A 12,750-nucleotide genomic window follows, 5' to 3' on the forward strand; every position below is an offset into this window, starting at 1 on the left:
CGCCCGGCGGTGCCGTCCGGCACCGCCGGGCGTCTCGTGTCTCACCGGTCGCGCTCCCACGCCTCGGCGAACATCTCGTGGAGGGGGGCCGTCGGCAGCAGCCGTTCGAACGGCGCGCGGGTCTGGTTGCCCCACAGCGGCCGCACCCGGTAGGCGGCCAGCTTCACGGTCTCCAGCGGCAGGTGCGGGGCCTTCAGTTCGGTCCACTCGCCGGGCAGGAACAGCGTCCGCCCGGCCCGGGCCCGCTTGGCCTCCAGGACCGCACCGGTCGCGAGGAGTTCCGCCCTGGCCTCCGCGTGCGCCTTTGTCGTCCAGCCGTTCCACCGGCGCACGTTCCGGTCGGTGGGCGCGGCGAGCGTCGCCAGCTGGAGGTACAGCGCGGCCGCCGCCGTGCCGACGCCGAGTTCCTCCGCCGCGCGTGCCACCAGGTCCGGGCAGGACCGGCGGGGATCCGCCTCGTACGCGCCGACCGGGACCGCCCCGGAGACCGCCCGGCGCATGATCCGTTCGAGGCCGCCGCCGGCGAGGAGCGGCGCCGCCCGGTCCAGCTCGTCGGCGAGGCCGGTCACCTCGCGGACCCGCCGCCACGCCTCGGGGTCCGCCACCTCGGCGGGCCGCAGGAAGGCGTGACCGCCGGGTACGCACACGACCAGTGGTCCGGAGTCGTACGCGGTGATGGCGGGCAGCTCTCCCTCCTCCTTCCTGCGGTCCAGCGAGACGGGCAGCCGTGCGGGGCCGAACCGCTCGGCGATCGCCTCCGGGGTGTCCTCGACCTTGGCACCGAGCAGCTCCAGGAGCATTTCCGGCCGCGCCAGTTCGGACCGCAGCCGCTCGTACAGGGCCGTGGCACCGGCCGTCGCGGGGTCTCCGACGGGCCGTTCGGTCCACGCCCACACGAGCGCGCTCGCGATCCGGCGGACCGGGAGGCCCACCGGGGTGCCGTAGCGCGGTTCGCTGCCCGCCGGCGGCAGGGCGCGTACCTCCACGCCCAGGCCGTACGAGGGCGCCGCGAGGTCCCAGCCGGCCGCGGGCACGGTCGTGTCCTCCGCGGCCTCGTAGCCCCCGGCGAGACGTCGTGCCCACACCTCGGAGAGTCCCAGGTCCGCCTCCAGGGCGTCGGCGGCCTCGTCGTGGACGGCGGGCAGCTCTCCGACAAGACCGCGCCACACCCCGGCCATCCGCTCCACGGCCGCCTCGACCCCGCCGGGCCGCCACAGGTCCGCCGGGTCCTCGGGGACGGCGGCGGACAGGACGGCGCTGCGGCCGTCGACTCCGAGCCGTTCCCACAGCTCCTCGTAGGCCTCGACCGTCTTCGGGCTCGCCTTGTACGGGGCCTTGCGGGCCAGGGCGCGGTCCGTGTCCCGGTCGGAGCCGCCGACCAGACCCGCGACCACGAGCCGGGCCACCGACCTGCGCACACCTGTCAGTTCGGCGAACCGGGCCGCCGCCGACTCCGGAACCGGAACGGGTCCGTGCGCCTCGATCCCGGCGAGCAGGGCCCGCAGCCGGACGGCGTCGTCCCGCTCCACCCGCACGAGGCGGGCCTCCGGGACGGCCGCCGGCACGGGGTCGCCTTCGGTGTCCTCGGCGGCGGGCGCGACGAACCAGCAGTCCGGCCCTGCGTCCCACACCGCGGCGGACGCCACGGCCGTCCCGGCCTCCCGCAGGCCGTCGAGGGGCGCGGCCCCGGACGTGCGGCCCACCCACCACCGGCTGCCCGCACGGGCGAACGGCTGCTCGGCCCAGGTGTCCAGGAGCGCGAGCAGTGCGGCCCGTGCCGGTTCCGGGGTCGGCGCGGCCACCGCCCGCCAGGCGACGGCCTCGATCGCGCCGAGCAGCTGCGACCAGTCGTGCGGCGCCGCCGGCGGCGACAGCCGCCGCACCTCCTCCCCGATCGTCCCGGCCAGGCAGGCGCCGTCGGCGGCCAGCGCGCTCAGCGTCGCCGGCAGGGCCGCGTCCGGGCTCCTGCGCCAGGCCTCCGGCTGCCCGTCGACGACGAGCCCGGACAGCGCGGGCATCAGCTCGGTGTCCGGCGCGGTCCGGCGCGGCGTGGCGGGCGGCGCCTCGGCCAGCAGGGTGACCCGCCGGTGCAGGGCGCGCCGCCGCTCCTCCACCCGGGCGGCGCGCCCCGCCACCGCCACGACGGCCTCGACGAGTTCCGGCTCGGTGACCTGCGGAAGGTGGCGTGCCACGGCGGCGCGCAGCGCTGCGGTGCCTTCGAGGGCCGCGGCCAGGAGCATGTCGGCCGTCGGCTCCGCCACGCTCCGCAGGGCCCGGGAGCCCTCCGTGTCCCGCGTCCGCAGCAGGTACCAGAAGGCCGGGGGCAGGGCCACACCACGGGACACGGTGACCCGGCGGTTCCGCTTCGTCCGGCCGTTACGGGGCGAGTGGTGCCCGTCCAGCTCCCACAGCAGGCTGCCGTCGGCGGCGTACGCGCGCACGCCCGTCCGGGTCTGCGCCTCGGCGAGGACCACGTCCTCCACCGCGCCCTCCGGCGGCGCCCACAGTCCCCAGGGCTCCTGGCCCTGCCGGTCGATGCCGAAGCGGGCCTTGCGTCCGTCGATGCTCTCAAGGAGGTAGTGGTCGGGTGCGGGGTCGCGGTGCCGGGTGCGGAACAGCACACGCGTTCCGACGAGTCCGTCGCGGCTGCCCAGCGGGGAGCCGGTCAGTCCGGCGGGCAGCGGCGCGAGCTGGAGGGCCTCGCGGGCCAGGGACATGCCCTCCTCGGACGGTTCGACGGCCGGATCGGCGCTCGGGGCGCGGCCGGGGAAGTCCGGCAGCGGCGTCGCGCCGAGCCGCTCGCCCGTGACGGGGTCGACGACCTCCCATGGCTTTCTGCGGTAGACGGCGTTGGTCCAGATACGGGTGCCGTCGCCGAGTTGCAGCTCGTCCCGGTCGATTCCTTCCGTGCCGCCCGGGCGCGTCACCCGGAAGCCCCCGTGCCGGCCGCTTCCGTCGGCGGTCTCGAACTGGAAGCCGTAGGCCCCGTCCAGGCTGCCGCCGAACGGCACCAGACCACCCCAGTCGTCGGGGGTGAACGGGGCCCCGGGGCGGTCGGCCCAGATCGCGGTGTCGCAGTAGTACGGGCTCGGCTTGAGGCTCCAGCTCACCAGGAAGGAGCCGCCCACGTAGTGGACGGCGACCATGGTCGCGTCCTCCGGCACGGTGAACCGGCAGGAGCCACGGACCCCGTCGGGCGCGACGGCGACGGCCCGGTCGCGTCCGAACACCGTCAGGACCGGCCAGGTGGAGGTCACACCGATCACTCCCGGCAGACCGGCCACACCGATCAGCCCGGCGACACCGGCGGCCTCGGAGACACCGGAGGGACCGGCGGCACCGGCCACGCCCGCGGCACCGGCGGCACTGCCGGGCTCGGAGCCGCCGCCAGGGGCTTCGGCGGCGCCCGGATCCTCGGCCGGCGCGTCGTCGGTCACCGGGCCGCCGGCGAGCGCACCCTCCGTCGCCTCCCGGAGGAAGGCCGCCGCGAACTCCTCGTACACGGACTCCAGGGCGGGCCACGCCAGTTCCTCCGGCAGCCCGGCTGTGAGCGAGCGGCGCAGCGCGCCCGCCGCGGACACCTCCGCGAGGGCGTCTCCGACTCCCCCGAGGGCCGTCACCGTCGGCCGGTCGAGCAGGGTCTCCAGCTCGGCGACGGCCTCCTCTGCCCCCGCCATGCCGCCGCCCCCGACGGTGTCGACGAGTCTGCCGACCCGGGCCGCCACCTCCTGCGCGATGCCCTCGTTGCCCGGGAGCAGCGTGACCGCCGACCCGGCCCTGCGGGAGCGCTGCCTGAACCCGCGCGGCGTGAGGCCGGCGTGCACGGTCCCTTCCAGGCGGGGCCCGAACACCGGGTCGGCGGCGAGCGCGGCGAGGTCCCGCCGGGACCGCTCGCCCCAGAAGCGCATCCGGATCTCCGGCCCCGGGTCGACGACGGCGACCCCGGCCGCCAGGCAGGCGTCGAGCACGTCCGCGTCGAAGCCCTGGTAGTAGTGGCGGGTCGTGTGCACCGTCACGGCCTCGCCCGCCGCCCGCAGGCGCGGTCCGAGGCGCACGACGAGGTCGAGGAACTCCGGGGGCAGTTGCTGCCGTCCGACTCCGCCGCCGGACTGCTTCGCGTACTGGTACATGTGGACGAAGTGCCCGACCCAGCGGTGCAGTCCGCCCTCCGGCACCACCCGTCCGGCCTCCATCGCCTCCGTGGCACCGCAGCCGATCAGCGTCCGCAGCCACGCACCGCCGTCGGTGACGCCTTCCGGGAAGACCTCGACGAGTCCGGCCGCCACCTCGTCGGTCGGCGGATGGGCCGCCAGGACCGGTTCGGCGGCGGTGAGCAGCGCGTCCGGTACGGACTTCTTCCGGGCCACCGACACGATCGCGCCCACCACCCGCGCGACCTCGTCGTCCCCGTGGCCCGCCGTCCTGGCGGCGGCCCGGACCCGGCGCACGAGATCCGCAGGCAGGTCCGCCTTCGATGCCGACCACGCCGTCAGGAACGCGCCCAGGGCCGCGTACGCCCCGGCGGGCTCCAGGGTCTCGGCGAGGAACCGCTGATGGGCCCCGAACTCCTTGGCGGGCATGGCCCCGCCCTTGGCGAACAGCAGGCCGTTGGCCCGGCGGTAGGCGGGGTCCACCGGGAGTCCGTGCTCGGCCTCCGCGGCCCGCGCCGCCACGTACGCCCGGCCGCCGGGCCGGCTCCCGTAGCCGATGAGCCGGTGCCCCACGGTGTCCCAGAACCACGGCAGGTGGGCGGGCGGCAACTGCCGCGCCCGCCACGCCATCGTGTCGACGAACGCGCCGGGCTTGGTCCAGGTCCGGCTGAGCTCCGTACCCATGTACTGGATCAGGTCGCGCGCCGCCGCGGTCGCGTCCGGGTCGTGGGCGGCGACCCATTCGGCGTACGTGGTCGAGACGTGCGTCTTGCCGTCGGCGGGCAGGAGGGATGCGAGCGAGGCGATCATGCTCCGGATCGTCGCACGCGTCACCGACACCGCAGTCCGCGGTGGTGGTCCGGTCCCGGTCGCGGGAGCGGCGGTGGTCGGGGCGCCCGGCCCGCTGCATTCTGGGAGCGCTCTCAGAACGGTGGCCGCTCCGGATATCCTGATCCACGCGGACCCACAGAACCGACAAGACCCGCACAGATCGCAGTCCGTACCCCGCAGCCCGTTCCACCCAGCCCGTACCCCGCAGTCGAGGAGCGCCCGCCTTGCCCGAGCAGACCACGGGGCCCCGCCCCACGCTGGAAGCCGTCGCCGCTCGCGCCGGCGTGTCCCGCGCCACGGCCTCCCGGGTCGTCAACGGGGGCGCGGGCGTACGCCCTCCGCTGGTCGAGAAGGTGCGCAGGGCCGTCGACGAGCTGGGTTACGTGCCCAATCACGCCGCTCGCACGCTGGTCACCCGGCGCAACGGCGCGGTGGCGGTGATCATCGCGGAGCCCGAGTTCCGGATCTTCTCCGACCCGTTCTTCGAACAGCAGGTACGCGGCATCAGCCGGGAACTCACGGCGCACGACGCCCAGCTGGTACTGCTGTGGGTGGAGGGCCCGGGGGACCACGAGCGGATCGCCCGCTATCTCGGCGGCGGCCACGTCGACGGGGCGCTCGCCTTCTCGCTGCACAGTGACGACGCGCTGCCGGCCGTGATCGAGGGCGCGCGGATCCCGGTGGTCCTCGGCGGACGGCCCGCGCCCGGCATCGACCCGGCCGTGCCCTTCGTCGACTGCGACAACCGCGGGGGTGCCCGCGAGGCGGTGCGGCACCTGGTGGAGCGCGGGTGCCGGAACATCGCCCACATCTCGGGGCCCGCCGACCAGACATCGGCCGTCGACCGGCTGCACGGCTACCGGGACGTCCTCATCGACGCCGATCCCGCGCTGCTGCGCGTGGGCGACTTCACGGAGGAGAGCGGCGCCCGCGCCATGGCCGAGCTGCTCGACCACCGGCCGGACGTGGACGGGGTCTTCGTCGCCAACGATTTGATGGCGTCGGGTGCGCTGCTGACCCTGCGGGCGCGCGGCGTACGGGTGCCGGAGGACGTGGCGGTCGTCGGCTTCGACGACATGGCGTCGGTGGTCGGCAGGACCTCGCCCGCCCTGACCACCGTGCACCAGGACATCGAGGGGATGGGCCGGCTCATGGTGAAGCTGCTCATGCGGCGGCTCGACGGCACCGGGGCCGAGATCCCGGACTCCGTGATCACCCCGACCTCCCTGGTCCGCCGCGCATCCGCCTGACCGCACCTCCGCCTGACCGGGTACGGGAACGACGGCGGGTCCGGGTGTGTCACCCGGACCCGCCGTCGTTCCCGTGGGGGTCTCCCGTCAGCCGTAGGGGATGACGACCACGGAGCGGTCCGTGCCCGTCTGCAGCCGTGCGTCACCGTTGCCGATGGCGCTCCAGACCTCCAGGCGGACCGTCCCGCCGCTGAGGTTGCCGAGCGTGCCGGTGGCGGACTTCAGTCCGCGGGACTGGGCGTACTCCTCCCAGCCCGTCACCGGGTCGGTCGCGAAGTAGTGGTAGGTCTCCGTCCGTTCGAAGGTGCCGTCACCGGTGAGGTCGTAGCTGATCCGGGCCTGCTGGCCGAGTCCGACGGCCGTTCCGGCGTCGACCTGGAGGCGGAAGGCGGTGGAGCCGCCCGCCTTGAGGGTGCCGTTGACTCCCCTGGCCTCGTAGACGAGCGGCCGGTTCGGCGTCCCGTCGTGGTTGCCGCCCTGCGCCGAGGCGATGGTGTCGCTTCCGGCCGTGGCCCCGGTGGCCGTGGTGAGCGCGCCGCCGGTACGGAGCTGGAAGGTGTTTCCGGTGGACGGCTCCGGCTCGGGGTCGGGTCCCGGGCCGCCCGTGCCGGTGCCGGTCGCGGTGGAACGCGCCGGTACGGACAGGGACTTGCCGTCGGAGAAGGTGACCGTCCGGGCGGTGGAGCCGTGGTTGTGGGCCACGTACGTCCGGGCGGTCCCCTTGGCGAAGACGGCGGAGGTGGGGATGGATCCGGTGACCGTCGCGTCGGGGGCGCCGAGGGTGTCGAGCGCCGTGAGCCAGTGGTAGGTGTGGGCCTTGGACTCGCCCGCCTCCGGGGTGTAGCCGGCGTGGCCCGCGTCCCACTTGGCCTTGGCGGCCCCCGGGTCGGCGAAGGACTGGAACTCCCAGAGGATGTCGCGCCATTCGACGGCGGGTCCGCCGTTCTCGCGTTCCAGCTCGGCGATGTTGCGCCGGACGGCGTCCTTGTGTCCGCCGAGGTGGAGCGAACCGCCGGTCACGGGAAGGACGTTGATGCCGTGGATCTCCTCGGGGTTGGCGGTCCACCAGGTGGAGTAGGCGGCGCCGCTGCCCCACACCATGCCGGCGGTGTCGTGCTGGAAGGCGCCGGGGAAGACCTGCTGGTCGGCGTCGAACCAGTACTGGGCGATGGCTTCGCCCTCGGTGGTCAGCAGGTACGTGCCCAGGTCGCGGAGCTGGGTGTTTCCGGTGGCCGAGCCCCACAGGACGAGGGCGGCGCTGAGGTTGGTCGACTCGGAGGACGACTCCTGGTTGTTCCCGGCGGCGAAGCCCTGGTGTCCGCTGGCCCAGCTGTGTCCCGCGTAGACGTCGAAGCCACGGAGGAAGGGGTAGGCGCCGTCGGTGCGGCTGGGGTTGGCAGTGTCCCTGACCAGGGTCTTGACCATGGCGCCCCAGGCGGAGTCGGCCGCCCAGGCCGCGTCGTACTGGGCGACGATCGCGGCGGCGTACACGTAGTAGCCGTAGTGGAAGTGGTGGTCGTTGAGTTCGGTGTCGCTGCCGTAGGAGGCCGGGTAGCCGGTGAGGGTCTTCCAGGTCGCGTCGTACGAGAACTCGCTCGCCCCGCCGGCCGTGAACCAGTCCTGGAGCCGGCCCTTGATCTGGCCGAGGAGCTTGTCGCGGAGCGCGGTCTCACCGATCTGCTCGGCGAGCGGCACCAGTTGGGCGAGCTTTCCGAGCGCCTTGCCGGTCCAGTAGGTGTCGACGGCTCCGGAGAACGGGTCGGCGGAGTTGGCGACCTCGTTGAGGTAGCCGCGCAGCCGGGCGGGGTCGGCTCCGGTGCCGCCCGGCAGTCCGGGCAGGGTGGCGGCGGCCTTCTGGGTGGTGGTGAAGGTGGCCGCCTCCCGGACCTTCATGGTGCCGCGGGGCGAGACGTACGTGTACGGCGTGAGCGGGTCGGTGGTGTGCAGCCACTGGTGGCGGTAGAGCGCCTGGAGGGCGCCGCGCTCGGTGCCCTCCTTGGCCTCGGTGGTGAGGGTGTAGGCGGCGCGGACGGTGCCCGCTTCGTAGCTCCAGTTCACGGTGGAGCCGGTGACGAAGCTGTAGGCGTACTTCCGGTAGGTCGCGAGGGCGTCGGTGGAGGGAAGGACGGCGACGGAGAAGTAGTCCTTGCCACCGAGGCCCGCGGTGATGGTGGAGCCGGAGACGTTCCAGTCGGTGCCGCCGGGCGCGAAGAGGGCGTAGTGGTGTCCGGCGACGGTGATGCCGAGGACGTTGCCCTGGTCGGCGAAGACGGCGGGCGCGGTGGCGGTGGTGATCCGGGCGTCGCCGCCGGTGCCCTTGGCGTACACGAAGGGCATGCCGTGGCCGATGGTGGTCCGCAGGGTGCGGGCGCCGTCGGACCAGTAGGGGGTGACGGTCCAGTCGGACCAGGCGTCGGCCTTGGTGTCGGGCGAGTTCAGGCCGGTGAGGCCGAGGGTGAGGTCGCGTTTGTGGGCGAACTCGTACTGCCGCCCCTCGCCGACCACGGCGGGGATGGTCGGATAGCCGATCTCCAGGCCTCCGGAAACGGCCTGATAGGTGAGCGGATGCCCGTACATGGGGGTGGAGTAGGGGTTGTCCCCGTACCGCTGGTAGGCGAGGGAGGACCACCAGTCGTTCGTGGGGACCGGTTTGCCCTGGGCGGCGGGGGTGACCTTCGGGGTGACGGGTGCACCGGTATTGGTGGTGGGGCCGGAGGTTCCGGCCGGACGGGTGTCGGAGTAGCTTCCGGCACCTGTGGGGACGGTGGCGGCGGCGGCCGGGGCCGCGGCGGGGCCGAGTCCCAGGGCGGCGAGGGCGGAGACCAGGACCAGCGCGGCGGCCGGCCTTGTGCGGGGGGCTGGCATGAACGGCACCTCATGTCGTCAGAGAGCGCTCTCAGATCGCCGGAAACGTAAAACCGCCGAAACAACTGTGTCAAGAGGTTGAACACAGCGGGGAGTTGTAGGTGCGTCCCGTCCGTTACGCCTTCGAGCCTTGACGGATGGACTCCTTCACGGGCACGCTCCCCCCGCACGCTTGAGAGCGCTCTCAGAGCCTCTCGCTCGTTCCGGAGCCAAGGGAGGCTTCCCATGCCCATCGCCCGAGCCGCGATCACCACCACGAGAAGAGCCGCCGTCCGCCTGGGAGCGGTCGCGCTCACCGGAGCCCTGCTCGCCGCCTGCGGAGGCGCCTCGGACGACACCTCCGCCGACGGTGCGGGCGGCAAGGTGACCCTCACCGTGGATCTGTTCGGCTCCTTCGGATACAAGGAGGCCGGGCTGTACGCCGAGTACGAGAAGCTCCACCCCGGCGTCACCATCAAGCAGACGGACACGGAGGACGAGGCCGACTACTGGAAGTCCCTCCAGACCCGCCTTGCCGGCGGCGCCGGCCTCGCCGACGTCCAGGGCATCGAGGTCGGCCGGATCGCGTCCGTCGCCCAACAGCAGGCCGAACGGTTCGAGGACCTGCGCAAGTACGGCGCGGACGGGCTCAAGGACCAGTTCGCCCCCGCCAAGTGGGCCGCCGCCACCGGGAAGGGCGGCGAGATCCTCGGACTCGGCACGGACGTCGGCCCCGAGGCCATGTGCTACCGCACCGACCTCTTCAAGACCGCCGGACTGCCGACCGACCGCGAGGAACTCGCCCGGAAGTGGGCCACCTGGGACGGCTACCTGGCGCTCGGGAAGCAGTACAAGGCGAAGGCCCCCGGAAAGAGCGCCTGGCTCGACAGCGTCGGCAGCCTCTACTCGATCATGATCGGGCAGGAGAAGGAGCGGTACTACGACGCCTCGGGGAAGCTGATCTGGGAGGACAACCCCGCCCTGCGCACCGCCTGGGACCACTCCGTCCAAGCGGCCCAGGACGGTCTGAGCGCCAAGCTCGACCAGTGGTCCCCGCAGTGGAACCAGGCCTTCGCGGCCGGCTCCTTCGCCACGATCCCGTGCCCCGCGTGGATGCTCGGCTACATCAAGGGCCAGGCCGGTGATGCCGGCAAGGGCAAGTGGGACGTCGCCGCGCTGCCCGGCGGTGCGGGCAACTGGGGCGGCTCCTACCTGGCGGTGCCCAGGGCCGCCAAGCACAAGAAGGAGGCGTACGAGCTGGTGAAGTGGCTGACCGCCCCCGAGCAGCAGGCCCGGCTCTTCGAGAAGCAGGGCAACTTCCCCTCCGCCACGGGCGCCATCGCGAAGGTCGCCGACGCGAAGGACCCGTTCTTCTCCGACGCCCCGATCGGCCGGATCTTCGGCGAGGCGGCGAAGGCGGCCCCCGTCCAGGTGCTCGGCGTGCACGACCAGAACATCGCGCAGCAGATCACGAACGCGCTGAGCGAGGTGGAGCGGAAGGGGACCTCGCCCGAGAAGGCCTGGTCGAACGCCAAGAAGGGCGTCGCGAACACGATCGGCTGACCGGCGGCGACGGGCCGGCGGACGCGCGCCGGCCTACCTGCCCCTCCTCGACGCCTCCTCAGGCAGGCCTCCTCCCGTACGCCTGCCCCCCCACGCCTCCTCAGGCAAGCCTGCTCCGGAACGCCTCCACGCCTCCTCCCGCAGGCCTTCTCCCCGCTCCCCTCCGAAGGGCCCGCCCCGTGACCCTCATCGCATCCGAGAGCCCGGCGCCGCCGAGGCCGGTTCCGCCGCCCGCGCGGCGGGGATCCGCCCGGCGGGCCTGGCAGACGTTCTCGCCGTACGCCTACCTCGCCCCGTTCTTCACCCTGTTCGCGGCCTTCGGCCTCTTCCCGCTGATCTACACGGCCTTCGTCTCGCTCTACCGGGTGGAACTCCAGACGCCCGGCGAGATGGAGTGGCGCGGTCTCGGCAACTACACCGCCCTCTTCGGCGACGAGTACTTCTGGACCTCCCTGCGCAACACCTTCACCATCGGTGTGCTGTCCACCGTGCCGCAGCTCGTCATGGCCCTGGGCCTCGCGCATCTGCTGAACTACCGCATGCGCGGCCGCACGTTCCTGCGGACCGCGGTCCTCCTGCCGTACGCGACCTCGGTGGCCGCGGCCACCCTCGTCTTCGCCCAGCTCTTCGGGCGCGACTTCGGGCTGATCAACTACGCCCTCGGCCTGGTCGGCATCGACCCCGTCGACTGGCAGAACGGCACGGTCGCCTCGCAGATCGCCGTGTCCACGGTCGTCATCTGGCGCTGGACCGGCTACAACGCGCTGATCTACCTGGCAGGCATGCAGTCGATCCCCCACGAGCTGTACGAGGCGGCCGCGATGGACGGGGCCTCGCGGTGGCGCCAGTTCTTCCACGTCACGCTGCCGGGCCTGCGGCCCACGATCGTGTTCACCGTCATCGTCTCGACGATCGGCGCGACCCAGCTGTTCGGCGAGCCGCTGCTCCTCGAAGGGTCGATCTCCGGCGGCATCTCGCACCAGTACCAGACGCTCGGCCTGTACATGTACGAGCAGGGCTGGGGCTTCTTCCACCTGGGCAGGGCCGCCGCCATCGCCTGGGTGATGTTCCTGCTCATCGTGGTGCTCGTCGGGGCCAACGCCCTGATCGCGCGCCGCCGTTCCCGCAAGGAGGCCGGCCGATGACCGCGCCGACCGCCCCGGCGGCCACCCCGGCCCCGACCGGGCCCGCCGACCCGGCGACCACTCCCCCGGCCCCCGTACGCGCGCGCGTGCCCCGCCGCGGGGCCCGCAGGGCCGGCCGCACCCTGCACGCCGGTCCGCTCGCCTACGCGATCCTGATCGTCGCCGTGCTCTTCTCCGCCTTCCCCTTCTACTGGACGATCGTCGCCGCGAGCCGCTCCAACGCCGACCTGGCGAAGGTCCCGCCGGCCCTGCTGCCCGGTCCGAACCTGATCAAGAACTTCGAGGCCGTCCTCGAAGAGGCGGACATCGGCAAGGCCCTCCTCAACTCGTTCATCGTCTCCGGGTCGATCACCCTCGGCACCGTGCTGTGCTGCACGCTCGCCGGTTTCGCCTTCGCCAAGCTGAGGTTCCGGGGCCGCGGCGCGCTGCTCGCGATCACCGTCGGCACCATGATGATTCCGCCGCAGCTGGGCGTGATCCCGCTGTTCATGCTGATCGCCGAGCTCGGCTGGGTGAACCAGCTCCAGGCGGTGATCCTGCCGGGCCTGGTGTCGGCGTTCGGGGTGTTCTTCATGCGCCAGTACCTGACGCAGGCGCTGCCGGACGAGCTGATCGAGGCCGCCCGCGTCGACGGCGCCTCCACGGCCCGGATCTTCTGGTCGATCGTGGTGCCGATCGCGCGGCCCGGCATGGCCGTCCTCGGCCTGCTGACCTTCATGGCCGCGTGGAACGACTTCTTCTGGCCGGTCGTCGCCCTCACCTCGTCCGAGCCCACCGTCCAGGTCGCCCTGCGCCAGCTCGGCGGCGGCTACGTCCACGACCAGTCCGTGATCATGGCGGGCACGCTGCTCGGCACCCTGCCGGTGCTGCTGGTCTTCGGCCTCCTCGGCCGGCAGATCGTCGGCGGCATCATGCAGGGCGCGGTCAAGGGCTGACCGACGGGACAACCGCCACTCCGGTTCGACC

Annotated in this window: 6 protein-coding genes; 4 read left to right on the top strand and 2 right to left on the bottom strand. The window is 73.3% G+C overall.

The features are described 5' to 3' along the window. Positions 1-41 precede the first annotated feature (41 nt). The gene (locus ACIA8N_RS23050) at positions 42-4,961 is read right to left on the bottom strand and encodes a hypothetical protein (RefSeq protein WP_365779122.1); all 4,920 of its coding nucleotides are present in this window, start codon (positions 4,959-4,961) and stop codon (positions 42-44) included. A 245-nt stretch (positions 4,962-5,206) separates the two neighbouring features. Between ACIA8N_RS23050 and ACIA8N_RS23055 the strand changes: the two genes are divergently transcribed. After that, complete coding sequence (locus ACIA8N_RS23055; protein ID WP_365779124.1) at positions 5,207-6,232, top strand: LacI family DNA-binding transcriptional regulator; 1,026 nt, start codon at positions 5,207-5,209, stop codon at positions 6,230-6,232. 87 nt (positions 6,233-6,319) lie between these two features. On the opposite strand, the gene ACIA8N_RS23060 is transcribed toward ACIA8N_RS23055, so the two are convergent. Next, positions 6,320-9,097, bottom strand: coding sequence for a glycosyl hydrolase (locus tag ACIA8N_RS23060; RefSeq protein WP_365779126.1), 2,778 nt, complete (start codon positions 9,095-9,097; stop codon positions 6,320-6,322). Positions 9,098-9,322: 225 nt separating this feature from the next. Here ACIA8N_RS23060 and ACIA8N_RS23065 point away from each other — a divergent pair, with 225 nt between their 5' ends. The 3 genes from ACIA8N_RS23065 (at position 9,323) to ACIA8N_RS23075 (ending at position 12,719) form a co-directional block, all read left to right on the top strand. Next, positions 9,323-10,639 (top strand): extracellular solute-binding protein, encoded by a 1,317-nt coding sequence (locus ACIA8N_RS23065; protein ID WP_365779128.1) that lies wholly within the window; start codon positions 9,323-9,325, stop codon positions 10,637-10,639. 179 nt (positions 10,640-10,818) lie between these two features. After that, positions 10,819-11,784 carry a carbohydrate ABC transporter permease gene (locus ACIA8N_RS23070; RefSeq protein ID WP_397792885.1) on the top strand — a complete coding sequence of 322 codons (966 nt, stop codon included), beginning with the start codon at positions 10,819-10,821 and terminating at the stop codon, positions 11,782-11,784. Then, positions 11,781-12,719, top strand: coding sequence for a carbohydrate ABC transporter permease (locus ACIA8N_RS23075; RefSeq protein WP_365779130.1), 939 nt, complete (start codon positions 11,781-11,783; stop codon positions 12,717-12,719). Before ACIA8N_RS23070 ends, ACIA8N_RS23075 begins: the two co-directional genes overlap by 4 nt. Positions 12,720-12,750 lie beyond the last annotated feature (31 nt).

Origin of the sequence: Streptomyces sp. NPDC051822 (assembly GCF_044452745.1) — a bacterium.
In the GTDB taxonomy this organism is placed as follows: Bacteria; Actinomycetota; Actinomycetes; order Streptomycetales; family Streptomycetaceae; genus Streptomyces.

Bases quoted from the DNA above. Each gene is read 5' to 3' on its own strand.
- ACIA8N_RS23050 (WP_365779122.1), bottom strand. From the start codon at position 4,961: ATGATCGCCTCGCTCGCATCCCTCCTGCCCGCCGACGGCAAGACGCAC.
- ACIA8N_RS23060 (WP_365779126.1), bottom strand. From the start codon at position 9,097: ATGCCAGCCCCCCGCACAAGGCCGGCCGCCGCGCTGGTCCTGGTCTCC.
- ACIA8N_RS23065 (WP_365779128.1), top strand. From the start codon at position 9,323: ATGCCCATCGCCCGAGCCGCGATCACCACCACGAGAAGAGCCGCCGTC.
- ACIA8N_RS23075 (WP_365779130.1), top strand. From the start codon at position 11,781: ATGACCGCGCCGACCGCCCCGGCGGCCACCCCGGCCCCGACCGGGCCC.